At 71.4% G+C, this 23898-nt stretch carries 16 protein-coding genes; 5 read left to right on the top strand and 11 right to left on the bottom strand.

Annotated elements, in window-relative coordinates:
• Window positions 1-30: 30 nt before the first annotated feature.
• The 4 genes from ACWCWD_RS14945 to eccD all read right to left on the bottom strand — a co-directional run bounded on the left by ACWCWD_RS14945 (window position 31) and on the right by eccD (window position 5941).
• On the bottom strand, window positions 31-1410 hold the full coding sequence (locus ACWCWD_RS14945; protein ID WP_450773026.1) for a M16 family metallopeptidase: 1380 nt from the start codon (window positions 1408-1410) through the stop codon (window positions 31-33).
• The gene (locus ACWCWD_RS14940) at window positions 1407-3617 is read right to left on the bottom strand and encodes a polyribonucleotide nucleotidyltransferase (RefSeq protein WP_450773056.1); all 2211 of its coding nucleotides are present in this window, start codon (window positions 3615-3617) and stop codon (window positions 1407-1409) included. The genes ACWCWD_RS14945 and ACWCWD_RS14940 overlap by 4 nt, the downstream gene beginning before the upstream one ends.
• A 305-nt stretch (window positions 3618-3922) precedes the next feature.
• Complete coding sequence (gene rpsO / locus ACWCWD_RS14935; RefSeq protein WP_003965855.1) at window positions 3923-4213, bottom strand: 30S ribosomal protein S15; 291 nt, start codon at window positions 4211-4213, stop codon at window positions 3923-3925.
• A 219-nt stretch (window positions 4214-4432) separates the two neighbouring features.
• On the bottom strand, window positions 4433-5941 hold the full coding sequence (gene eccD, locus ACWCWD_RS14930; RefSeq protein ID WP_450773024.1) for a type VII secretion integral membrane protein EccD: 1509 nt from the start codon (window positions 5939-5941) through the stop codon (window positions 4433-4435).
• A 260-nt stretch (window positions 5942-6201) separates the two neighbouring features.
• Here eccD and eccCa point away from each other — a divergent pair, with 260 nt between their 5' ends.
• Window positions 6202-10173: a type VII secretion protein EccCa gene (gene eccCa, locus ACWCWD_RS14925; RefSeq protein ID WP_450773023.1), complete on the top strand. Its 3972-nt coding sequence runs from the start codon at window positions 6202-6204 to the stop codon at window positions 10171-10173.
• A gap of 241 nt (window positions 10174-10414) precedes the next feature.
• Here the strand turns inward: eccCa and ACWCWD_RS14920 are convergent, their stop codons facing one another.
• From ACWCWD_RS14920 to eccB, 7 genes are all read right to left on the bottom strand, one after another.
• Entirely contained in the window at window positions 10415-10714 is a 300-nt protein-coding gene (locus tag ACWCWD_RS14920) for a WXG100 family type VII secretion target (protein ID WP_450773021.1), read from the bottom strand.
• Window positions 10715-10776: 62 nt separating this feature from the next.
• Entirely contained in the window at window positions 10777-11127 is a 351-nt protein-coding gene (locus ACWCWD_RS14915; protein WP_450773019.1) for a WXG100 family type VII secretion target, read from the bottom strand.
• A 122-nt stretch (window positions 11128-11249) separates the two neighbouring features.
• Entirely contained in the window at window positions 11250-12551 is a 1302-nt protein-coding gene (locus ACWCWD_RS14910; protein WP_450773018.1) for a S8 family serine peptidase, read from the bottom strand.
• Window positions 12552-12576: 25 nt separating this feature from the next.
• Window positions 12577-14265, bottom strand: a complete 1689-nt coding sequence (locus ACWCWD_RS14905; RefSeq protein ID WP_450773016.1) for a WXG100 family type VII secretion target — start codon at window positions 14263-14265, stop codon at window positions 12577-12579.
• Window positions 14262-14708 carry a hypothetical protein gene (locus ACWCWD_RS14900; protein WP_450773014.1) on the bottom strand — a complete coding sequence of 149 codons (447 nt, stop codon included), beginning with the start codon at window positions 14706-14708 and terminating at the stop codon, window positions 14262-14264. The genes ACWCWD_RS14905 and ACWCWD_RS14900 overlap by 4 nt, the downstream gene beginning before the upstream one ends.
• A 231-nt stretch (window positions 14709-14939) precedes the next feature.
• Window positions 14940-16229: a type VII secretion-associated serine protease mycosin gene (gene mycP / locus ACWCWD_RS14895; protein ID WP_450773012.1), complete on the bottom strand. Its 1290-nt coding sequence runs from the start codon at window positions 16227-16229 to the stop codon at window positions 14940-14942.
• Window positions 16230-16247: 18 nt separating this feature from the next.
• Complete coding sequence (eccB, locus tag ACWCWD_RS14890) at window positions 16248-17777, bottom strand: type VII secretion protein EccB (protein WP_450773011.1); 1530 nt, start codon at window positions 17775-17777, stop codon at window positions 16248-16250.
• 182 nt (window positions 17778-17959) lie between these two features.
• Between eccB and eccE the strand changes: the two genes are divergently transcribed.
• The 4 genes from eccE (at window position 17960) to ACWCWD_RS14870 (ending at window position 23845) form a co-directional block, all read left to right on the top strand.
• Window positions 17960-19312, top strand: coding sequence for a type VII secretion protein EccE (gene eccE / locus ACWCWD_RS14885; protein ID WP_450773009.1), 1353 nt, complete (start codon window positions 17960-17962; stop codon window positions 19310-19312).
• 8 nt (window positions 19313-19320) lie between these two features.
• Entirely contained in the window at window positions 19321-20016 is a 696-nt protein-coding gene (locus tag ACWCWD_RS14880; protein WP_450773054.1) for a hypothetical protein, read from the top strand.
• 373 nt (window positions 20017-20389) lie between these two features.
• The gene (locus ACWCWD_RS14875; RefSeq protein WP_450773007.1) at window positions 20390-20623 is read left to right on the top strand and encodes a DUF397 domain-containing protein; all 234 of its coding nucleotides are present in this window, start codon (window positions 20390-20392) and stop codon (window positions 20621-20623) included.
• A gap of 336 nt (window positions 20624-20959) precedes the next feature.
• Window positions 20960-23845: an SCO5717 family growth-regulating ATPase gene (locus ACWCWD_RS14870; RefSeq protein WP_450773005.1), complete on the top strand. Its 2886-nt coding sequence runs from the start codon at window positions 20960-20962 to the stop codon at window positions 23843-23845.
• Window positions 23846-23898 lie beyond the last annotated feature (53 nt).

Here is a 23898-nt window from a genome sequence, read left to right as displayed (position 1 = left end):
ACGGGCCGTCGGAGCGGCCCGGGACGGTGTTTAGGACACGGCCTGGTGGAGGCGGTCGGCCTGCTTGTCCTTGAGCGGGCCGATGACGGAGAGCGAGGGGCGCTGTCCGAGGAGGTCGGCGGCGACGGCGCGGACGTCGTCGGGCGTGACCGCCGCGATCTCCGCCAGCATCGCGTCGACCGACATCTGCTCGCCCCAGCAGAGCTCGCTCTTGCCGATGCGGTTCATCAGCGCGCCGGTGTCCTCCAGGCCGAGGACCGTGGAACCCGAGAGCTGGCCGATGGCCCGGGCGATCTCGTCGTCGGGCAGGCCCTCGGTCGCCGCCCGGTCGAGCTCGTCGCGGCAGATCTTGAGGACGTCGTGGACCTGGCTCGGGCGGCAGCCCGCGTACACGCCGAAGAGGCCGCAGTCGGCGAAGCCCGAGGTGTACGAGTACACGCTGTAGGCCAGGCCGCGCTTCTCGCGTACCTCCTGGAAGAGACGCGAGCTCATGCCGCCGCCGAGTGCGGTGTTGAGCACGCCGAGCGCCCAGCGGCGTTCGTCGGTACGGGCGAGGCCCGGCATCCCGAGGACGACGTGCGCCTGCTCGGTCTTGCGGTTCACGACCTCGACCTTGCCGGCGGTGCGCAGGACGCGGGAGCCGTCGCGGGGGGCCATCGGCTCGGCGTCGGTGCGCGAGAGCGCGCCGGCGCGGTCGAAGGCCTTGCGGACCTGGCGTACGACCGTGGCGTGGTCGACGTTGCCGGCGGCGGCGACGACCAGGTGCCTGGGGTCGTAGTGCTTCTTGTAGAAGCGGGCGATCTGCCCACGGTCCAGCGCGTTGATCGTGTCGACGGTGCCGAGGACCGGGCGGCCGAGGGGGGTGTCGCCGAACATGGTGTGCGCGAACAGGTCGTGCACGCAGTCGCCCGGGTCGTCCTCGGTCATCGCGATCTCTTCGAGGATGACTCCGCGCTCGGCGTCGACGTCCTCGGCGTTGATCAGCGAGCCGGTCAGCATGTCGCAGACCACGTCGATGGCGAGCGGCAGGTCGGTGTCGAGGACCCGCGCGTAGTAGCAGGTGTACTCCTTCGCCGTGAAGGCGTTCATCTCGCCGCCGACCGCGTCGATCGCGGAGGAGATGTCCAGGGCACTGCGCCGGCCGGTGCCCTTGAAGAGGAGGTGTTCGAGGTAGTGGGTCGCGCCGTTCAGGGTGGGGGTCTCGTCGCGCGAGCCGACGTTGGCCCAGATCCCGAAGGTGGCGGAGCGTACGGAGGGCAGGGTCTCGGTGACGACACGGAGACCACCGGGGAGCACCGTACGGCGGACCGTGCCGATGCCGTTGGTGCCCTTGAGAAGCGTTTGGGTACGGGCGACGGCCCGCGCCTTCGAAGAGGCGCGGGCCGTCGTCACGGAACTACGGGACGTCACTTGGAGGCGTCGTCCTTCTCGTCTTCTTCACCCTCGACGACCGGGATCAGGGAGAGCTTGCCGCGGGAGTCGATCTCGGCGATCTCGACCTGGACCTTGGCGCCGACGCCGAGCACGTCCTCGACGTTCTCCACACGCTTGCCACCGGCGAGCTTGCGGATCTGCGAGATGTGCAGCAGACCGTCCTTGCCGGGCATGAGGGAGACGAAGGCACCGAAGGTGGTGGTCTTGACGACCGTACCCAGGTAGCGCTCGCCGACCTCCGGCATGGTCGGGTTGGCGATGGCGTTGATCGTGGTGCGGGCGGCCTCGGCCTGCGAGCCCTGCTGGGCACCGATGTAGATGGTGCCGTCGTCCTCGATCGTGATGTCGGCGCCGGTGTCCTCCTGGATCTGGTTGATCATCTTGCCCTTGGGGCCGATGACCTCACCGATCTTGTCCACCGGGATCTTGACGGTGATGATCCGCGGGGCGTTCGGGGACATCTCGTCCGGGACGTCGATGGCCTCGTTCATGACGTCCAGGATGTGCAGACGCGCGTCACGGGCCTGCTTCAGCGCGGCGGCCAGGACCGAGGCGGGGATGCCGTCGAGCTTGGTGTCGAGCTGGAGCGCGGTCACGAACTGCTTCGTACCGGCGACCTTGAAGTCCATGTCGCCGAAGGCGTCCTCCGCACCGAGGATGTCGGTGAGGGCGACGTAGTGGGTCTTGCCGTCGATCTCCTGGGAGATGAGGCCCATGGCGATACCGGCGACGGCGGCCTTGAGGGGCACACCGGCGTTCAGCAGCGACATGGTCGAGGCGCAGACCGAGCCCATGGAGGTGGAGCCGTTGGAGCCCAGCGCCTCGGAGACCTGGCGGATCGCGTAGGGGAACTCCTCGCGCGACGGCAGGACCGGGACGATGGCGCGCTCGGCGAGCGCTCCGTGGCCGATCTCGCGGCGCTTGGGCGAGCCCACGCGGCCGGTCTCGCCGACGGAGTACGGCGGGAAGTTGTAGTTGTGCATGTAGCGCTTGCGGGTCACCGGGGAGAGGGTGTCCAGCTGCTGCTCCATGCGGAGCATGTTGAGGGTGGTGACGCCCAGGATCTGGGTCTCGCCACGCTCGAACAGCGCCGAGCCGTGCACGCGCGGGATGGCCTCGACCTCGGCGGCGAGCGTACGGATGTCCGTGACGCCGCGGCCGTCGATGCGGACCTTGTCCTTGATGACGCGCTCGCGGACCAGCTTCTTGGTCAGCGCGCGGTAGGCACCGGAGATCTCCTTCTCGCGGCCCTCGAAGGCCGGGAGGAGCTTCTCGGCCGCGATGTCCTTGATGCGGTCGAGCTCCGCCTCGCGGTCCTGCTTGCCGGCGATGGTGAGCGCCTTGGCCAGCTCGGTGGAGACGGCCTTGGTGAGGGCCTCCAGGACGTCGTCCTGGTAGTCGAGGAAGACCGGGAAGTCGCCGACCGGCTTGGCGGCCTTGGCGGCCAGCTCGGACTGCGCCTTGCAGAGGGCCTTGATGAAGGGCTTCGCGGCCTCCAGACCGGCTGCCACGACCTCCTCGGTGGGGGCCTCGGCGCCGTCCTTGACCAGCTGGACGGTCTTCTCGGTGGCCTCGGCCTCGACCATCATGATCGCGACGTCGCCGTCCTCCAGGACGCGGCCCGCGACGACCATGTCGAAGACGGCGTCCTCGAGCTCGGTGTGCGTCGGGAAGGCGACCCACTGGCCCTTGATCAGCGCGACACGGGTGCCGCCGATCGGGCCGGAGAAGGGCAGGCCGGCCAGCTGCGTGGAGCAGGAGGCGGCGTTGATCGCGACCACGTCGTACAGGTGGTCGGGGTTGAGCGCCATGATCGTCTCGACGATCTGGATCTCGTTGCGCAGGCCCTTCTTGAAGGAGGGGCGCAGCGGCCGGTCGATCAGGCGGCAGGTGAGGATCGCGTCCTCGGAGGGGCGGCCCTCCCGGCGGAAGAAGGAGCCGGGGATCTTGCCGGCGGCGTACTGCCGCTCCTCGACGTCCACCGTGAGGGGGAAGAAGTCGAGCTGGTCCTTGGGCCGCTTGGAAGCGGTGGTGGCCGACAGCACCATGGTGTCGTCGTCCAGGTACGCGACGGCGGAGCCGGCGGCCTGCTTGGCCAGGCGGCCCGTCTCGAAGCGGATGGTGCGGGTGCCGAAGGTGCCGTTGTCGATCACGGCTTCGGCGTAGTGGGTCTCGTTCTCCACTAGTGGTTTCTCCATACTCGTCGTCTTTCGTCCTGCCGCCCGTGTGGCGGAGGACGGTGCGTGGAGAAGCGCGCCTGGTGTGCGGGCCGGTCTTCGATCGAAGCCCCCGGGCGTTCTTTCCCGGGTGCCACTACCGAGGACCGGCGGCTGCGGGAGCGCGCTTCTCCTCGTGCGTTCGGTTCGTGCGGTGGTGCGGGTGGTGCGGTGGTGCGTACGTCCAGATTACTGAGGTTGCCCCCGGTAGCGCACGTACAGCAAAGGGAGCGGCCCCCTGGAAGTGGGCACCGCTCCCTTTCACAGCGTGCTTACTTGGCGCCGCCGGCCGCACCGCGGCGGATGCCGAGGCGGTCGACGAGCGCACGGAAGCGCTGGATGTCCTTCTTGGCCAGGTACTGCAGGAGGCGGCGACGCTGGCCGACCAGGATCAGCAGACCACGACGGGAGTGGTGGTCGTGCTTGTGCGTCTTGAGGTGCTCCGTCAGGTCCGAGATCCGGCGGGAGAGCATGGCGACCTGAACCTCGGGGGAACCGGTGTCACCCTCCTTCTGGGCGAACTCGGACATGATCTGCTTCTTCGTAGCGGCGTCGAGCGGCACGCGTACTCCTCTTGATGTTCGATGCGCCCACGAGTGCCCCTGGTCTTGATCTCAGGGGAGCTTCCGTGACTCGGAGGCGAAGGTCCGATGGGCGCTGCCCCCAGAGTGAAACCGGGGACGCGTACACAAACGGCCACCGCACAGACTACCAGCCGTACGACAGCGCCCTCGCCGACCGCCCTCGCGCGCGGGCGGGGACGGTCGGCGAGGGCATGGGAATCAGCTGGTCAGGGACCGGATCGAGGTGTAGACGTCGAAGACGGCGAGGCAGAGCGGCAGGAGCGTCAGCAGGACGAAGGCTTCGGCGATCTCCAGGAAGCGGCCCCAGAACGGGGTGACCCCCTTGCGGGGCACGATCAGCCCTATGGCGGTGATCACCGCGGCGGTCGCGGCGACGGCCGCGGTGAGCCAGATCGTACGGATGTCGAGCGCCGCGGTGTCGCCGCGCAGGGCGTCGATCATGATGCCGACCGGGGGGTTCAGGGCGAGCCCGAGGCCGAGGAGGACCAGCGCGCCGAGGCCCGCGGCCAGCGCGCAGGCGACCTGGGCGGTGTAGCGGAAGAGGTGGGCGCGCATCAGCATGGCGCAGCCGGTGGCCAGCGCCAGCAGCTGGCCGAAGATGTCCGCCGAGAAGCCGAGGACGGCCGCTCCGGCGACCGCCACCATGGCGCAGCCGCCGGCCAGGCCGAGCAGCAGTTCGTGGCCGCGCCGGGCCTGGGCGGCGATCCTGACGGCGTCGACCGGCCCCTGGGGGGCCTGCTCGCCGGTGCCGTAGTCGCCGCTGGTGGTGCGGGGCGGCTCGAAGCCGATGGGGAGGCGGGCGAAGCGGGTGGAGAGGCCCGGCAGGAAGCCGAGCGCCCCGACGGAGAGCGGGGCGCAGACGGCGGCGGTCTCGGTGGGTTTCAGGTCGGTGAGGATCGCGGCGAAGGTCACCAGCACGCCGACGGCCGAGGCGAAGACGAACGCGACGAAGGGGCCGTCGCCGGTGGGGGCGACGATCACCAGGATCACCGAGACGACGAGGACGGCGACGCAGGCCAGCAGGAACTGGAGGCGGCCGATCCCCTCCCCGGCGCCGAGCGGCAGCAGCCCGGACCCGGCGACCGCCCCGTTGACCAGGGCTCCTGTGCCGAGGGCGACGGCCGAGCCCCGGTCCTCGTACACCCGGGCGCGTACCCCGGCGACGGCGAGGAGCAGGACGGCGGCGACCGCGGCGATGACGCCGGGCAGGCCGTGCATGTCGTGCAGCGGGTCGGCGGTCCACAGGACGAAGCCGAGGAGTGCGAGGAGGACCGAGCCGCCGAAGAGGCCGGAGCCGCGCATCAGGGCGTCGCCCCAGAGGGTGCGGTCGCGGGCCACGGCGGACGCGACGGCGTCGGAGACGTCGTCGAACACGGCGGGCGGCAGCGATTCGGAGAACGGGCGCAGGGAGAGCAGCTCGCCGTCGAGGATGCGCTGGGCGGAGAGGGTGCGTCCGCTGTCGAGCACGGTGCCGTCGCGGCGTACGAGGTGGTAGCCGACGGGTGCGCCCTCGGCGGGGCTCTGGCCGGAGAGCCTCAGGACCTCCGGGTAGAGGTCGGCGAGGGGGACGTCCTCGGGCAGTGCGACGTCGACGCGGCTGTCGGGGGCGACGACGGTCACCCTGCAGAATCCGGTTCCGTTGCTGGACGGGACCCCGGGGCCGGTTCGGCCGGGTCCGGTGGTCGCCGCTCGGGCCGTCGTGGTCACCTGTCGCTCCCCCTCTATTGCGCTGTCGCTCGCGCTGTCGCAGCGATGTCGCTGCCGTGTCTCTCCGCTGGGACGCGCGTTCCGCGACCCGTCCCGAATGACCGGTTTTTTGGCGGTAGTTCGCGGGTGCGTACACGCGTCGCGCTACCCTACCGCTCTCCGCCGGGCCTCTCCGTCAGTAGGATCTCTGCCCGGGCGGAGCCCGTCGCCACGGGGGCGTCGAGAGGAACAGATCTGTCCGGCAAGGGAATTGGTGAGTTGTGAGCCACATTGTCGTCAAGCGCCCTCCGCGCGCGCTGCCCTCCGAAGTGCCGGACATGGAGGTGCAGTTGCAATCTCCTCCGGAGCTGCCGCGTGGGCAGCAGGAGGGCGCGATGATGCAGCTGCTGCCGATGCTCGGCATGGGCGGCTCGGTGGTCTTCTTCTTCATGACGCCGAACCCGATCATGCGGATCATGGGCATGGTGATGATCGGCTCGACGGTCGCGATGGCGGTCTCGATGCTGGTCCGTCACCGGCGGGGCACCCAGGGGGAGCTCGCCGACATGCGGCGCGACTACCTGAAGTACCTCACGCAGACCCGCCGCGAGGTCCTGCGGACGGCACGCCTCCAGCGTGACGCACAGTTCTATCTGCACCCGTCGCCCGAGCAGCTGTGGGCGCTGGTCGCCGAGGGCAGCAGGGTCTGGGAGCGCCGGGTCGCCGACGGCGACTTCGGGCAGGTCCGCATCGGCCTGGGCAACCAGGAGCTGGCCACCCCGCTCGTTCCCCCGCAGACCGCGCCGGTGGACGAGCTGGAGCCGCTGACCGCCGGGGCGATGCAGCAGTTCCTCAACACCCACTCGACGCTGGACGGGCTGCCGATGGCCGTCTCGCTCCGCGCCTTCTACCACGTGACCGTGAGCGGCGATCCGGAGTCCGTGCGCTCCTCGGCCCGCGCCCTGATCGGTTCGCTGGCCTCGCTGCACTCCCCCGAGGACCTGGTCGTGGCGATCGCGGCGGACCGGCAGGCGTCCCCGCACTGGGAGTGGGCGAAGTGGCTCCCGCACGTCCAGCTGCGCAACTCCACCGACGGTGCGGGCAGCCGCCGGCTGATCTCGACGAGCTCCTCGGAGCTGGAGGAGCTGCTCGGGAACCGGATCGAGGGCCGCCCCCGGTTCCAGGCCGGCGGGCAGCCGCTGATGGACCAGCCGCACATCGTGGTGGTGCTCGACGGCGAGTCGGTTCCGCCGATGTCGGTGCTGGCCTCCCCCGAGGGCGTGCAGGGCGTCACGGTCATCGAGGTCGTCCCGGGCGAGGTGACCGGTGCCCGCGGCGGCCTGTCCGTAGTGGTCCATCCGCACGCGCTCCAGCTGGAGTCGGGCCACGGGCTGGTCTACGAGGGCCTGCCGGACCTGCTGAGTTACGAGGCCGCGGAGGCGCTGGCCCGCCAGCTGGCCCCGCTGAACGTGGCGGCGGGCGGGGACGACGACGAACCGCTCCTCGCCAACCTGGAGTTCACCGACCTGCTGAACCTCGGGGACGCCTCCTCGGTGGACGTGAGCAGGACCTGGCGTCCCCGCTCGCAGGCGGAGCGGCTGCGCGTCCCGATCGGTGTCGGCGAGGACGGCAGCCCGGTCATGCTCGACCTCAAGGAGGCCGCGCAGGAGGGCATGGGCCCGCACGGTCTGTGCGTGGGCGCGACGGGTTCCGGCAAGTCGGAGCTGCTGCGCACCCTGGTGCTGGGGCTCGCCGTCACCCACTCGTCGGAGACGCTGAACTTCGTGCTCGCCGACTTCAAGGGCGGTGCCACCTTCGCCGGGATGGCGCAGATGCCGCACGTCGCCGCCGTGATCACCAACCTGGCGGACGACCTGACGCTGGTGGACCGCATGGGCGACTCCATCCGCGGTGAGCTCAACCGGCGGCAGGAGATGCTCCGCGACGCCGGCAACTACGCCAACATCCACGACTACGAGAAGGCGCGGGCGGCCGGCGCCCCGCTGCTGCCGATCCCCTCGCTGGTGCTGGTGATCGACGAGTTCAGCGAACTGCTCACCGCCAAGCCGGACTTCATCGAGATGTTCGTGCAGATCGGCCGGATCGGCCGCTCGCTCGGCGTGCACCTGCTGCTGGCCTCGCAACGCCTGGAGGAGGGCCGGCTGCGCGGGCTGGAGACGTACCTGTCGTACCGGATCGGTCTGCGGACCTTCTCGGCCGGCGAGTCCCGCGCGGCACTCGGCGTGCCGGACGCCTACCACCTGCCGAACGTGCCGGGTTCCGGCTATCTGAAGTACGGCACCGACGAGATGGTCCGCTTCAAGGCCGCGTACGTCTCCGGGGTCTACCGGACGGGCGCGGAGCGGGCGTCGCTGCCGGGCGGGAAGCTGCCGGTGGACCGCCGGCCGGTCCCGTTCACGGCGGCGCCGGTTCCGGTGCGGTACGTGGAGCCGGAGCCGCAGCCGGAGGTGCCGGAGGCCCGCAAGCCCGAGGACGACGCGCTCGCGGACACCGTGCTGGACGTGATCGTGCGCCGCCTGGAGGGACGGGGCGCCTCGGCGCACCAGGTGTGGCTGCCGCCGCTGGACAACCCGCCGTCGCTGGACGAGCTGCTGCCCGGCCTCGCGCCGGTCCAGGGGCGCGGTCTGACGCAGCCGGGGTTCGAGGGCGCGGGGCGCCTGGTCGTCCCGCTCGGTGTCGTCGACAAGCCGTTTGAGCAGCGGCGCGACACGCTGTACCGGGACTTCTCCGGTGCCGCGGGGCACATGCAGATCACCGGCGGTCCGCAGTCGGGCAAGTCGACGCTGCTGCGGACGCTCATCGCGGGCTTCGCGCTCACCCACACCCCGCACGAGGTGCAGATCTACGGACTGGACTTCGGCGGCGGCGGTATGGCGTCGGTCAGCGGCCTCCCGCACGTCGGCGGCATCGCCTCCCGCCTGGACCCCGAGCGGGTGCGCCGTACGGTCGCCGAGGTGTACGGCATCCTGACGCGGCGCGAGGAGTACTTCCGCAGCGCGGGGATCGACTCGATCGCCACCTTCCGCCGCATGCGGGAGCGGGGCCAGGTGACGGTGGAGGACCAGCCGTGGGGCGACGTCTTCCTGATCATCGACGGCTGGGGCAACTTCCGCAGCGACTACGAGGGTCTGGAACCCGCCGTCCTCGACATCGCGGGACGCGGTCTCGGGTACGGCATCCACCTCGTCGTCACCGCGTCGCGGTCCATGGAGGTGCGGGCCAACCTCAAGGACCACCTGATGAACCGGCTGGAGCTGCGGCTCGGTGACGTCATGGACTCCGAGCTGGACCGCAAGTCGGCCGTCAACGTGCCCGCCGGCGTGCCGGGCCGGGGCCTGACGCCGGAGAAGCTGCACTTCATGGCGGCGGTGCCGCGCATCGACAGCATCAACTCCGACAGCGACCTCTCCGAGGCGACCGCCGCGATGAACCAGGAGGTCGCCCGCCACTGGACGGCGTCCCCCGCGCCGGCCGTACGCCTCCTGCCGCGCGAGCTGCCCGCCTCGGCGCTGCCGCCGGGTCACGCGCACCCGGAGCGCGGCATCGCGTTCGGCATCGACGAGAACAACCTGGAGCCGGTCTTCGTCGACTTCGAGCACGACCCGTTCCTGATGGTGTTCGGGGAGAGCGAGTCCGGGAAGTCCAACCTGCTGCGCCTGATCATCAAGCAGCTGACGGAGCGCTACGACGGCAACAGCTGCAAGCTCTTCGTCATCGACAACCGGCGCTCCCTGCTGGACGTCACCCCGACGTCGCACCTGGCGGAGTACGTGCCCATGTCCAACAACATGGAGCACCACATGGAGGCGCTCTACGACCTCATGCAGCGGCGCACCCCGTCGGCGACGGTCACCGCGCAGGAGCTGCGCGACCGGAGCTGGTGGCGGGGCCCGACGGTGTACGTCGTCGTCGACGACTACGACCTGGTCTCCACGTCCAGCGGCAACCCGCTGGGCCGGCTCACCGAACTCCTGCCGTTCGCGCGGGACGTGGGCGTGCGCTTCATCATCGCCCGCAACTCGGCGGGCGCGGGGCGGGCCGCGTACGAGCCGTTCATCCAGCGGATGACGGAGCTGGGCGCCCAGGGGCTGCTGCTCTCCGGCGACCCGAACGAGGGCGACATCATGGGCAGCGTCCGGCCGCGGCCGATGCCCACCGGCCGGGGCGTGTTCGTCTCCCGCCGCCGGGGCAACCCGCTGGTGCAGACGGGGCTGGTGGACGGGGCGCCGTAGACCCCTCCGGCTGGCTCCGGCCCCTCCGGCCCCTCCGGCCCTTACGGCACAACGGCGCCCCCTCCTGGACGGGAGGGGGCGCCGTTCGTCGCTGTGCCGTTGTGCCGTTGTGCCGTTCCAGCGCTCGCATGCGGGCCGCCACATGGGAAAGGACGGGTGTGGGCACCTCCCGCGCGTGCCCACACCCGTCCTTCAGTTCCCCGGTACCGCTGTCACGCCCTCGGGGCGCCGCGGCCGCGCACTACTGGAAGTTCTGCGCGGCCTTCTTGTCGCCGCCCTGGTACGCGGTCGATGCCTCGCGCACGGAGCGGGAGATCTGCTGCAGGGACTCGTGGATCGACCGGGCGTCCTTGTCCCAGCCGGCCTGAGCGGTGTCGTACGCGCTCTTGGCCTCACCCTCCCAGAGCTCGGAGACGGAGGCTACGCGGCGCTTGATCGCGGCGAGGTCCTCGTCGAGCTGCTTGCTCTGCCGCTCGATGGAAGCAGCGGCTGCCTCCAGGCTGGAATATGTGACAACGGTCGTACCGTCGGTGTTCGACATGTGGTCCTCCGATTCGGGGTGGTTGCGGGGCGGCTGCCGCTCGGCGCGGGCGGCCGAGGCGGTCAGAAGCCGCTGAGGCTCGACGTGGGCGCGTCGCCGCCCGTGTAGCCCGGCACCACGTCGATGCCGCGGAGCGCGGCCGCGACCTCGTCCTCGGTGTTGCCGGAGAGGGTGCGGGCGGCCTTGATGGCCTCCTGGAAGTTCTGCAGCCGGATGCCGATCGACACCATGCTCTCGTTGATCTCGCGCTGCTTCTTGTCGAAGGCGCTGGCGCCGACACCCTTCCAGGAGCCCTCCACGCTGTCGATCGTCGCCTGGAGCGCCTTCAGCTGCCCCTTGACGGAGTCGAACCGCGTCGACAGCTCGTTCTCCAGCTGGAGGAGACTGTGATCTGTGACCTTCTGGTCTGCCATGGACCTGACTTCCTTTCGGGTTCTCTCTACGGACCGGCAGGTTCTCGCCGGAAGTTCGTGGGTGAGCCGGCCGCTCACGGCCGACGGCCGCGGCCGTCGCCGGTTCGGCCCCCCTCACACGGTCAGACGGCGCCGCGGCGCCTGCGGAGGAAGTAGAAGACGCCCCCGCCGAGCACGACCACGACCACCACCGCGCAGGCGATCAGGCCGAGGTTGCTGCCGCCGCCCTCCGGCTCGCTGGAGCCTGCCACAGGCGGGGTGTCCCCGGTTTTGTCCTGCGGAGGCTGTGACGAACCTGAAGCAGAGGCGGAGGGTGCGGCGGAGGAGGAACTGGAGCCGGAGGGGGCGGGCGAGGCGGTGGAGCCGGCCGCGCTCGTCTTCTCCAGGGTGAGCGGGCTGACGTCCGGGTCGCCGGGGTCGCCCTTGTGCTTGAGGAGGTTCATCGACGGGCGGATCAGCCCGTGGCCGAGGTAGGTGCTGACCTTGTCGTCGGCCCAGTCCCGGCCGGCCGTGTCGAAGAGGACCCGGAGGACCTGGTTCGCGGTCCAGTCGGGGTGCGCGGACCAGACGAGAGCGGCGGAGGCGGAGGCGATGGCGGTGGCCTGACTGGTTCCGGTCACGGTGCAGTACGACTGGAACGTCTCGTCGCACCAGACGGGCACGTCGGTCCCCGGCGAAGCCAGGTCCACGTAGTCGCCGTGCTCGGACGTCTTGGCCACCGTTCCGTCCGGGCCCGCCGAAGAGACCCCGATGACCTCCAGGTAGGCCCCTGGATACGACACGTAATTGCTCTTGTCACCCGAGTTTCCTACGGAGGCGAAGAACAACTTGCCCTTGGACAGGGCGTATTTCGCGGCGTCTTCCTCCGAGTCGATCGCGAACTCGCCACCGAAGGACATGCTGATGATCCGTGCATCACTGTCGGCGGCGGCTTTGATGGCGTCCGCGGTGTCGCGCGGGTTGAAGTGCTTGTTGCGGTGCTGGAAGTCCGTGTCGGAGACGCGATAGGGAATGATCTTCGCGTCCGGGGCGAGACCCTGCAGACCGCCCCCTTCCCCCGTCCCGGCGATGAGCTCGGCCATGGAGGTACCGTGACCGGTGTAGTCGTCGTTCTCGTCACCGTCCGCCTCGGTGGCGTCCCATCCCTTGAGGACCTGGCCCCGCAGCGACGGCGTATCGGGATTCACCCCGGTGTCGATCACCGCGACCGTGACGCCCTTGCCCGTGGAGACCTTCCACATCTCCTCGGCCTGCATGGCCTTGAGGTACCACTGCTTCGCCTGTACGTCCTGGGCCACGGCGGACGGAGCCAGCCCCGCGAGACAGGCACTCCACGCGGCGGTCGCGGCGAGCGCGCCGATCAACCGTCGGCGTGCCCGGCCGGTGCCTCGGGGCGTACGGGCATGGCTCATTTCTGCGGTCATCCTGACTTCCGAACCTTCCACGTGCCTACTCGATCACCGGTGGCGCGGCCTCGGGCCGCCCGGCCGTCCAGGTCTCTTCGTCTTCCGTCAAGTAGTCGGGCCGCGTCGAGGTGTTGTTCTCTTCCTCTTCCTCGTGCTCCTGCCGCCCACCGGGTCGCACCAGGCCCGCACCGCCCGAGGTGAACCCCTTGCCGCCCGAACGACCGCGCGGGGTGCCCACCACGCCGTTCTGACCCGGAGTTCCCCGGCCGGTCGGCCGAGCCGCCGAGCCGCCGTTGCCAATGACTCCGCGCTGACCGGCACTCCTCGCGGACGCACCGCTCTGGCCGGTCTTCTGACCGCCGATCACCGTGCCGCGCCCACCCGTGCGGGCGCCCGAGGTACCGGTGCCGGAGGCCTTCTGCTGAGGCGTCCCGCCCGTGATGCCGCCGCGTCCGGCCCGAGGAGTGGAGCCTGTGCTCGAACCGCTCTGTCCTGCCACGGGACGGCCTCCGGTGACACCGGACCGGCCGGTGGCCGACGAGGTGCCTCCCGTGCCGGTGGTACGCCCGAAGGCCTGGGACCCGCCGGTCCGACCCGAGCTCCCGGTGCCCGATCGCTGCGTCGCCGAGGTGGTTCCACCCGAAAGCCCCCCGGTCCGCGCGGAGCCCTTGGGACCGCTGGTGGTGCCGGTGACCGATTTCGAGCCGCCGGTCACGCCGTTGGGGCCGAGGGGGCCCGTCGGGGGGAACGGCGTGGTGCCGGGGCCGTGGGTCCCGCCGGTGGCGGGGGACACGGGCGAGGGGCCGGGCAGCGTGGTGGGAGGCGCGGGCGGCGTGGCAACGCTGTCGATCTCGGTGCGCGTGCTGCTGTCCAGAACGGGCTTGGTGGATGTGCCCAGTTCCGTGGTGTGGTGCGCCTGCGGGCTACTCTCGCCGGTCTGTGGCTGCCTCACCACCTTTTCGCTGCCGGCATGCCCGGAAGAGCTGCTTCCCGTCTGTCCAGAGCTGCCGGACGATGCTCCCGGAGTGTGCACGCCCGCAGTCGGCCGCGGCATGTCCACCGACAGCTGCATGTCGAACCGGGGCGCCTCCTGCGTCGCGAGCACCTCCGAGGTGACGGAGTAGTAGGAGGCCAGCCGGTTCGCCTGGTTGATGGCCTCCTGCCGGTGCTGCTCGACCCGCTTGGCCGCCGCGTACTCCGGGTTGCTGTCGAGGCGCTCCGGGGCCGGGATGTCCTTCACGTCCTTGCGGACCGCCCGGGTGTCGCGGGGCGGCAGGGAGCTCTTGACGGAGGCGAGTCCGGTACCGGCGACGGTGATCTGGGTGGCCGCCGAGTCGGCGAAGTCGCTGAGCCGGGTCGCGTGGGCCACCAGGCCCGCTCCCCAGTCGCGGAACGCGGTGTTCGCCTCGCCCGTCCAGTCCACGGCGGCGATGTGGTCGCCGAGTTCCTTGGCCGCTTCCCTGATCGCGTCCCGCGCCTTGTAGAGCTCCTGTCCGGCGGCCTCCAGGTCCGCCGGGTTGGAGTGCTCGACCAGGTCGATCATCGCGTTGAGGTCGCGGTGCTCGAAGCAGGTCCGGCCCGCCGGGAGGCCCGAGCCGCCGAAGAAGAAGGACCCCGCCACCTCGCGGACCCGCTCGGTGACGTCCGTACCGAAGATCTGGGCCTTGACCCGGCCCTGGTCGTACTCCTGCTGTTCGGCCGGAGTCCGCTCCGGCTGGTTCTCGTCGGTCATTCGGCTGCCCACCCGGAGTCGGACTTGTTGTCGTGGACGTCTTCGTACTTGGTCCGCTCGTGTTCCTTGTCCAGACGGCCCTTGACCACGAAGAACCTGCGCCGCACCTCGTCCTCGGTGTTGTCCATGCCGACGGCGGCGGCGTGCACGCCGAGGCTGAGGTACTCGATCTGGTCGCTCAGGGTCTTGGAGAGCGTGGTGAGCGACTCGTGGACGCGGTTGTACTGCGAGTAGAGGGCGTCCGCCTCGGCGAAGCCGGTGTTCCCGCCGCTGAACGAGGTGCGGGAAACCTGCTGGGCGCCGATCTTTGTGCGTCCGGCCGCCGAGCTCTCCAGGTCGGCGAGGAGTACGTCCACCCTCTGCTTGAACCGCTCCAACGCGCCGACACCGTGCTCGAGGTCGGCCTTCCCGCCGGTCGAGCTTCCTCCGTCACTTGGACGCACGTGACTGCCTTTCCCCCGTTGTTCTACTTTGCACAAACCGTCCTGCGTTGCGATCGCATCGGAACGCACCACGGCGATCGCATCCCCATACTCTATCCACAGCCTCCGGAGGCTCCAACTGTGTTGTCAGCCATGTGACTTACGAATGGACACTCCAGAGAAGCAGGCCGAACCGGCATCTTCTTGCCAACCGACCACCGTGCGAACGGAGATGGCGGGAGTCCCGTCACCTCATGCCCCGGAAACCCGGCGCCGACGCGCGTCGCGCAGCGCCACGGCGACTCCCGCTATCGCGGCGACCAGCACCAGAGCACCCACCACGACGTAAGTGGCGAGACGGGCGTTCCGCTCCTCGGCCGTCTCCCCCAGGGTGAGTTCGGCCGGGGTCGGGGCTTCGGCGCGGGTCACTCCTTCGCGTGCGGTCGGCTCCTTGACCGGCTTGTCGTCCTCGGTGAGCGCGCGGACGGGGTCGACGACTCCCCAGCCCACCAGGCGGTCCCGTCCGGCGACGGACCGCTCGGCGGTCTGCTCGATCTGGGCGACGATCTCCTCCTGCTCCCACTCCGGGTGCCTGGCCTTGATCAGGGCGGCGACTCCCGCGACGTAAGGGGCGGAGAAGCTGGTGCCGTTGTCGGCGCAGTGCCCTCCGGCGGGCACGGTGGAGATCATGTCCACGCCGGGGGCCGCGACGCCCACCCAGTCACCGGTCTGGGAGAAGCCGGCACGCTCGTTGTTGCGGTCCGATGAGGCCACCGCGAGCACGCCGGGGTACGAGGCCGGGTAGGTCTTCTTGTCGGTCGCGTCGAGGCCGTCGTTGCCGGCCGAGGCGACGACGACGACCTCCGCGGCGAGCGCGTGGTCGACGGCCTGGCGCAGTGCTGCTTCGGGCTCCACGGCGTTGGCCGTGTCCTGGGAGATGTTGATGACGTCGGCGTGGGCGGTGTCGACGGCGTAGTCGATGGCGGCGGCGAGGGTCTTCGCGGTGCCGTGGCCCTCGGCGTCGTTCTGCTGGATCGGGATGATCGTGGCGTCGGGGGCGAGGCCCACGAAGCCGGTGCCTTCCGCCTCCCGGGCGGCGATGATGCCGGCGACCCTGGTGCCGTGGCCGACGGTGTCCGTCGTGCCGTTCTCCTTGCCGCGCGGGATGGGCTCGCCGTTCTCGTCCTTGATGCCCTTGGCCATCAGGTTGATCCCCGCCGAGGTGTCGACGGCCTTCTTCAACTGCGGGTTCTTGACGTCGACTCCGGTGTCGATCACCGCGACCCGGACGCCCTTCCCGGTGGAGCGGCTCCAGAGTTCGTCGAGCAGGACGCGCTGGAGCGACCAGGGGCGGCCCGCGTAGGGCTTCGAGGGGAAGGTGCACTGGGTCGCGTCGTCCGCGACGGCGGGCAGGACCGGTACGGAGACCAGGGTGACCGCGGTCGCGGCGGCGACGGTCAGCAGACGCCGCTTCAGAGGTGGTGAATGTTGTGGGGAGTTCGAGGACCGCGCGGGCTGCGTGGAGTTCTTCGGGGGGGTCATGGCTGTCCGCCGCCCTTCTCAGGAGCCCTGCGGCTGGCGGGCAGCCGCGGTCGACAGTCGGGGGCCGGTCGGCAGGAACTCGGACCAGGCCGCCGGCACGGGCGCCGGGGTGACCTTCCCGTACCCGAGCCGGTTCTGGGACTGCTGGCCCTCGGCCAGCCGCTGGGCCTTCTCCTCGGCCGTTCCGGATTCGCCGATGCCGGAGTCGCCCTGCGCGCTGTCGCCGTTGGACTGCATCGCGTACCGGAGCCCCGTGTCGGTGACCAGGAAGAGGTACCCGGCGGAGGTGTCGGAGCCCTTGAACTGGCGGAAGAGCTGGCCCGAACCGGGGGTGACGTACGCGCTGCTGGAGCCGGTGGGCAGGGTGGCGGGGAAGCCGGTGCCCGCCCAGGTGGAGAGGGTGGTGGCTCCGGTGTCGCCGTCCACCGCGCGGAGCACGCTGCACACGGTGTTGCGACTGCCGCTCGTGGTGCTCGCGGAGTTGACGGCGCGAGGGGCGTCCTTCGGCCATTTCTTGTCCTCGCCGAAGGCCTGGCCCGGTGCGATGGCGGCGGCGCTGACCGCCTTCGCCGTGCCCGCCTGGCCGAGGCCGATGAGGTCGCGGCTGCTGAGGAGCAGCTTGGCCGTGAACTCCGAGACCGGCGCGACCCGGCCCTGCAGGACCACGTACTTCTGGGTGGTGGTGCCCGAGGTCGCTTCGAGGACCATGCCGACCTTGTCGAGCGCGGGGTCGAGCTCGCCGCCCACTCCGGCGCTCGCCCCGGGCGTGCCGGGGACGGACGGGAAGGCGATGGGGTCGCCGGTGTGCAGGGTCGCAAGCCAGGCGGAGGAGACCCGCTGCGGGGTGCGGCGTTCGCCTACGAGGGTGCGCAGCAGCAGTTCGTCCGTCTTGTCGACGGTGTACGCGCGGCCCTGGGCGTCCACGACGTGGCGGACGCCGTCCGGGCCCTCGACGTACATCAGCTCTCCGGCGGTGAGCCGCTGGGTGCCTTCGGTCTTCTTCTCCTCGCGCTCGGCGAAGACGAAGGCGGCCTTCTGGATCGCCCGGCCGCCTTCGCCGGGGCGCTCGCAGACGGCCCAGCGCTTGGCGGCGCCGGCGTCGCCGCTGTCGGGCAGGCGGTCGGGGGCGTAGGGGATGCCGAGGGTCGCTCCGTGCGGGATCTTGCCGCTGTCGAGTTCGGACTCGGCGACGTTGATGACCTTGCCCTTTTCCGGGTCGAGCAGCAGTTTCGCGGAGGACATGTTGAGGACCGGGTGGAGCTGGGTCTTGCCGTTGGTCTTGAGGACGACATAACGGGTCGTCGACTTGCTGGCGATGATGACGTTCTCGTTGGGGGTGTCCCACCCGGTGGGCGCGACCGGCTTGAACATGCCCCAGGCGCCGAAGACCGCGAGGATCACGACGCCGGCGACGGTTCCCGGGACCACCGCGCGCAGGGGGCGTGGCGCACCCTCCTCGGAACCGCTCGGATGGGGTTGCACGAACTGCGCGATCAACCTCCGCTTCGCAAAGGTGTAGGCGTTGAGTTCGTCCCGCCTTGATGCCATGATCCGCTGCCCCTTCTCCCCGACGGGCGACCAGATAACCACATCCGTTTGCGGATTCAGTTGTCGCACCGGCGCCCCTACTATGCCTGTTGACGGTGCGCGGACACGCCTCAGGTAGGGTGATCGCCCGGTCAACACCCGCGGGGAAAAGCTAAATAGGGACACGAGGGGGCAACACGGCGATGGGCACTGCGACGCGCGAGCGTACGGGTCGGGGGACCGCGGATGCGTCCGGCACTTCCCGACGGCAACGCCGTGGACGGCGGCCCGGGACCGACCCCGCCGCCACCACCTCCGCCGCATCCGCAGCGCCTGCCTCCGCGGTGCTGCGGTCGGCCTCGCGGACCAGCCGGGTCAGCCCGCTGCTGCGGCAGCTGGTGCTGGTCGAAGTGGCGCTGGCGGCGGCCGTGGTGGGAGCCGCGCTCGGCGGGATGTGGATGGTGCCCGGGATGGTGGTCGCCGGCATCCTCGTCGTGATCGCGGTCATCCGGCGCCGCGGTACCGCTCTGCAGGACTGGCTGTCGACGGCGCTCGCGCTGCGCGCCCGGCAGCGGATGCCGGTGCGTCACGCGCCGGACGCGGAGGCGTCCTTGGGGCCGATCGCGGAGAGCGTGCCGGGTTTCGCCCCCTTCGTCTACATCGACCGGGAGCGCCGTACGGTCGGGATGCTCGGCGATGGCACCTTCCTCACCGCCGTGGTGCGGGTCGAGGCGAGCGGTGAGGCGCTCCGCCCGGCGTTCGGCGCCCGGGCGCTTCCGCTGACGCTGCTCGGCGAGGCCCTTGAGGTGGACGACATCGTGCTGGAGTCGGCGCAGCTGGTGCAGCAGGTCCGCTGCGCCCCGGCGCCGCATCTTCCGGCCCGGTCGGTCGCCCGTCTCTCGTACGCCCCCCTGCAGGAGCAGACCGGCGCTCCGGCGCTGCGGATGACGTGGGTGGCGGTGAAGCTCGACCCGGAACTCTGCCGCGAGGCGGTGGAGGCGCGCGGGGGCGGGGTCGCCGGTGCCCAGCGCTGCCTGGTGCGGATGGCGGACCATGTGGCGAGCCGGATCAGCGGGGCCGGGTTCAAGGCGACGGTGCTCGACCAGGAGGAGCTGAACGCGGCCGTCGCGACCTCGGCCTGCGCCAACCCGATCCAGTCGGCGCGCGCCGTGCGCCAGGAGGCGGCTACGCAGCGCCGGACGAAGGAGACCTCGCGGGTGTGGCGGTGCGACGACCGGTGGCACACGACGTACGCGGTCGACCGCTGGCCCGAACTGGGCCGCGGCGCGACGCCGCTGCCCAAGCTGGTGGCGCTGCTGACCTCGGTACCGGCGTACGCCACGACGTTCAGCCTCACCGTGCGGCGCGGCGCGCACCAGGGAGAGGTGTCGGTGGCCGGGCACGTCCGGATCACCGGAGGCTCCGACACGGAACTGGTGAGCGTGCGCAGGACGTTGGTACAGGCGGCCCGGGTCGCCAAGGTCGGTCTCGTACGCCTGGACCGCGAGCAGTTGCCCGGTGTACTCGCCACTCTTCCGCTGGGAGGCGCGCAGTGAGCCGGATCATGTCGCGGCACGGGCTGCGGGGTCCGCGTCACGCGGGCCACTCCATCGCGGCGGACCATCTGGGCGCGCTGTCGCTGCCCGTCGGCGACGACGGCGTGGTGATCGGCAACGACGCGGAGAACCGCCCGCAGATCATCGGGTTCCACCGGCCCGCCCCGTACGACGTCCTGCTCATCGGCGGTCTGTGGACGGCTCAGGTGCTGGCGCTGCGCGCGGCGGGCACGGGGGCGCGGGTGGCGGTGGAGACCGGGCGTACCCAGGCGTGGACCGCACTGGCGCAGGCCGCCGGTGCCGGGCTCGAGTGCGTCTCCCTGCACGAGGTGGGCCGGGTGCCCCCGACCGGTGCGACGGTGGGCAGTCCGGTGGTCGTCGTACGGGACTGCGGCATGCGGCCGCCCCGCGGCCGGGTCGTCTCGTCGCCGTGGCAGTCCGTGCTGACGCTGCTCCCCTATCTGAGCCCGGTGGCACCGCGGTTGATGCGGTCCTCGTCGCTGGTGGGCGTCCAGCGGGTCTCCCCCGCAGAGGCCGATCAGATCGGCCGCATCCTCAGCCTGTCGCGGGTCGAGACCGAGGCGCTTCCCACCCTGGCGGACGGCGTCACCCTCTGGGTGTCGGGCCGTGAGCACCACTGGGTGATGACGAGCGCGACGGACGCGGAGACCGGACTGCTGGGCACCGCCCGCAGGATGGACTAGCCGGGCTTGAGGCCGTGTGTCGAAAGCCCCGCCTGTCCTGCGGCGTCCGGGCGGACGGCGCTACTTTCGACACACGCCTAAGGGCTGTCCCGTAATCCGTGGTGGATCAGTGCGCGGCGGCAGATGCGGTGCATCGCAAGGCGGAGGAGCGTCCGCATACTGGATGTATGCGGACGTTCCGACAACGCGGCGAGGTGCCGTAGCTGTCGTCGCGCACCCACCAGGGATTGCGGGACAGCCCTTAGCACCCCACCCGGGGAACCGGGCCCGGTTCGGCGAAAGGCCCTGGATCCGTCCGGTTTCCGTACCGGGGCGGAGGAATTCCGTGGACCATGGACCCCACGTCACCGTTCGATCGAAAGGGGCGCCGCACATGGGCACCCAGCAGGAGAAGGACGAGCTCTACGCGCTCGACATCACGGACGCCGTCTGGCTGAGCGCCCCCGGCACCGAGAACGAGGAGGAGCGGGTCGAGATCGCGCATCTTCCGGAGGGGGCGGTCGCGATGCGTTCCTCGCTGGACCCGGAGACGGTGCTGCGCTACACGGCGGCGGAGTGGCGGGCGTTCGTACTCGGCGCCCGTGACGGGGAGTTCGACCTCACGTAGCGGCCGTGGTGCGAAAGGGGGCGGCGGCCCGGCCGGGGCCGCCGCCCCCTTTCCCGCATCCACAGGTCGGAGGGGGCCTCGTGACCGCCTTCGTGGTGCGCGCGCGGGCCGACTCGGCCCGCTGCGGGCGGATGTGACGGATCGGACCGTCCACTGCCCCGGGTACGGCCTGACATAGGGGCCCTGATGGCGATTAGGGTGGGGTGTGGGCGTGTCGCGGTACCTTCGGGCGTGCGGTGCGCGTCCCCGGAGGGAGAGCCGGGCGTTTCGGACAACGGGAGACGGTCGCCCCTGCCCACCACGGCACAAGGGTGCTCGACCACACCAGGAGGCATAGTGAACAGCGATCGGGACGAGATGCGCGAGGGATGGAACACGCCCGGCGACGAGTCGTCCGACGCGGATCCCGCCGAGCTGACGGGTGAGTTCACCATCGACTACACCCCGCCCGCCTGGTACACGCAGAACGCGGCGGGCGACACCTCGGGCGGCTCCGGTGCGGCCGGCTCCGGCACCCCTCCCACTCCGCCGCCCCCGCACGGGGCTCCGCTCTCCGTGCCGGGGCTGCCGTCCCAGGGGGGGTTCGAGCGCGCCTGGACGACCGCCACTCCCGCGCCGCCGGTACAGCCCGCGCCGCCGGCCCCGGTCGAGTCCGCGCCGAGCGCCGGCGTCACCCCGCAGACGTTCGGGGGCGGTGACGTGGAGAGCGGCACCACCATGCGCTTCTCGGCGGCGGCGCTGAAGCGGGAGTTCGCCGCACGCGACGCCGAGGCCGCCGCCGCGGCCGGTACGGGTACGGGCGCCGACGGGCCCGCCGCCGATGCCGGAGCCGCCGGTTCCACGAGCGGTACGGACGCGGCACCCGCCTTCACCGCCGCGACGCCGCCCGCGCTCCCGCCCGCCCCCCAGGCGTCCGAGACCCCCGGGGTCCCCGACGACGCGCCTGCGCGGGACGACGCGTCCGGCCCGGACGCAACCCCGGCGGACGCCACCGGGACGGACACAGCCGGGACGGACACAGCCGACTCCGCCGACTCCCCCGACGCGGACGGAAGCCCCGCCGGAAGCCCCACCGCCGAGAGCCCGGCGGTCGCGGCCCCTTCGGACACGGAATCCGCCGACTCCGCCCCCGCCGACTCCGCGCCCACGGACGCGCGCGTTCAGGACGCCCCGGCCGCCTCGGCCTCGGCGGACGAGTCGGCCACGCCCTGGTCCCCCGCGCTTCCGGCCGCCCAGCCGCCGACCGCGCTGCCCCCGCTGCCGCCCGCCTTCCACCCGGCCGGGCCTCAGCCCAACGCCCCGGAGCCGGCGCCCCAGTGGCCGCCCTCCGCCGACCGCGCGGCCGGTGGCTACGGCTTCCCGCAGGCTCCCCAGCAGCCGCAGGTCCCTCAGCCCCCGCAGGCGCCCCAGCCGCCGGCTCCCCTGCCGCCGCAGCCCAACACCCCGTACGGACAGGGCGGTTACGGCTTCCCGCAGGCGCCGGGGCCGTACCAGCCGTACGCGCCCCAGAGCGGTCAGCTGCCCCCGCAGGTACCCCAGCAGGGCGGCTACGGGTTCCCCCAGCCGCCGCTCACCCCGCAGCCGCCCGCCCCCCGGCCGCCGGCTCCTCTCCCGCCGCAGGCGCCCGACGCGCAGGCCGGCTACGGCTACCCGCCGGGCCCCCCGCAGCCCCAGCACCCGTACGCCCCCCAGGGCTTCGTACCTCAGCAGGGCCAGCCGCCCCATCAGGCCCAGGCACCCCACCAGGCCCAGCCGCCCCACCAGGCGCAGGTTCCCCAGCAGGGCCAGACCCCGCAGCAGCAGGGTCCGGCGCAGCAGCCCGTCGATCCCCGGGCCGGTGGCGCCTGGCCCACCCCGGTCACGCACGACCAGCGGGAGCGCTCGGTGCCCGGTGCCCCGCTCGGGTACACCGCCGCCGTGGAGCTCTCCTCGGACCGGCTGGTGCGGGGCAAGCAGAAGGCGAAGAGCAGCCGGAACCCCTCCCCCGCCAACCGGTTCAAGCTGGGTGGCAAGAAGGAGGAGGCCGACCGGCTGCGGAAGCTCGAACTGATCCGGACGCCGGTGCTCTCCTGCTACCGCATCGCCGTGATCAGCCTCAAGGGCGGCGTGGGCAAGACCACGACCACCACGGCGCTGGGCTCGACGCTGGCCACCGAACGGCAGGACAAGATCCTCGCCATCGACGCCAACCCGGACGCCGGGACGCTCGGGCGGCGGGTGCGCCGGGAGACCGGGGCGACCATCCGCGACCTGGTCCAGGCGATCCCGTACCTCAACTCGTACATGGACATCCGCCGTTTCACCTCGCAGGCGCCCTCCGGGCTGGAGATCATCGCCAACGACGTGGACCCGGCGGTCTCCACGACCTTCAACGACGAGGACTACCGCCGGGCGATCGAGGTGCTGGGCAAGCAGTACCCGATCATCCTCACCGACTCGGGCACGGGTCTGCTCTACAGCGCGATGCGCGGGGTGCTCGACCTGGCGGACCAGCTGATCATCATCTCGACGCCCTCGGTGGACGGCGCGTCCAGCGCGTCGACCACGCTGGACTGGCTCTCGGCGCACGGCTACGCCGACCTGGTGCAGCGCTCCCTGACCGTCATCTCCGGGGTCCGCGAGACCGGCAAGATGATCAAGGTGGACGACATCGTCCAGCACTTCCAGACGCGCTGCCGGGGTGTCGTGGTCGTCCCGTTCGACGAGCACCTCGCGGCGGGCGCGGAGGTCGATCTGGACATGATGCGGCCGAAGACCCGCGAGGCGTACTTCCACCTCTCCGCGCTGGTCGCGGAGGACTTCGCCCGGGCCCAGCAGCAGCAGGGCCTGTGGACCGCCGACGGCCAGAACCCGCCGCCGCAGTACGCGCCGCCGATGCCCGGGTACCAGCAGTACCCGCCGCAGCCCCACCCCCAACAGCCGTATCCGCAGCAGCCGTACGGGGGACAGCAGCCGCCCCCGTCGCCGTACGGAGGGCAGCAGCCGTACGGGGGACAGCAGCCTCCGCAGCAGCCGTACCCGCCGCAGCCCTACCCGCCGCAGCCGGACAACGGCTGGCAGCAGGGTCCGCCCCAGCCCCCGCAGCCGTACGGGGGGCAGCCGCCGCAGGACGGGCAGGCTGGCCAGGCAGGACAGCCCGAGCGGCAGGGTCCGCCCGGCCCGGACGGCCCGTGGCCCGCGCCGGGGTGGCAGCAGCCGCCGCCCGCGCCGCCCCACCAGTAGGCCGAAGTGGTTTAGACCAATGAGGGCCCGCACCGTTGTGACGGTGCGGGCCT

Source organism: Streptomyces sp. NPDC001493, assembly GCF_053597235.1.
This window is presented reverse-complemented; position numbering and strand designations above follow the sequence as displayed.

What these genes read in the sequence shown, in the direction of transcription:
- ACWCWD_RS14920 (WP_450773021.1), bottom strand. Translation starts at nt 10,714, where the DNA reads ATGTCGAACACCGACGGTACGACCGTTGTCACATATTCCAGCCTGGAG.
- ACWCWD_RS14915 (WP_450773019.1), bottom strand. Translation starts at nt 11,127, where the DNA reads ATGGCAGACCAGAAGGTCACAGATCACAGTCTCCTCCAGCTGGAGAAC.
- ACWCWD_RS14910 (WP_450773018.1), bottom strand. Translation starts at nt 12,551, where the DNA reads ATGACCGCAGAAATGAGCCATGCCCGTACGCCCCGAGGCACCGGCCGG.
- ACWCWD_RS14905 (WP_450773016.1), bottom strand. Translation starts at nt 14,265, where the DNA reads ATGACCGACGAGAACCAGCCGGAGCGGACTCCGGCCGAACAGCAGGAG.
- mycP (WP_450773012.1), bottom strand. Translation starts at nt 16,229, where the DNA reads ATGACCCCCCCGAAGAACTCCACGCAGCCCGCGCGGTCCTCGAACTCC.
- eccB (WP_450773011.1), bottom strand. Translation starts at nt 17,777, where the DNA reads ATGGCATCAAGGCGGGACGAACTCAACGCCTACACCTTTGCGAAGCGG.
- eccE (WP_450773009.1), top strand. Translation starts at nt 17,960, where the DNA reads ATGGGCACTGCGACGCGCGAGCGTACGGGTCGGGGGACCGCGGATGCG.
- ACWCWD_RS14880 (WP_450773054.1), top strand. Translation starts at nt 19,321, where the DNA reads ATGTCGCGGCACGGGCTGCGGGGTCCGCGTCACGCGGGCCACTCCATC.
- ACWCWD_RS14875 (WP_450773007.1), top strand. Translation starts at nt 20,390, where the DNA reads ATGGGCACCCAGCAGGAGAAGGACGAGCTCTACGCGCTCGACATCACG.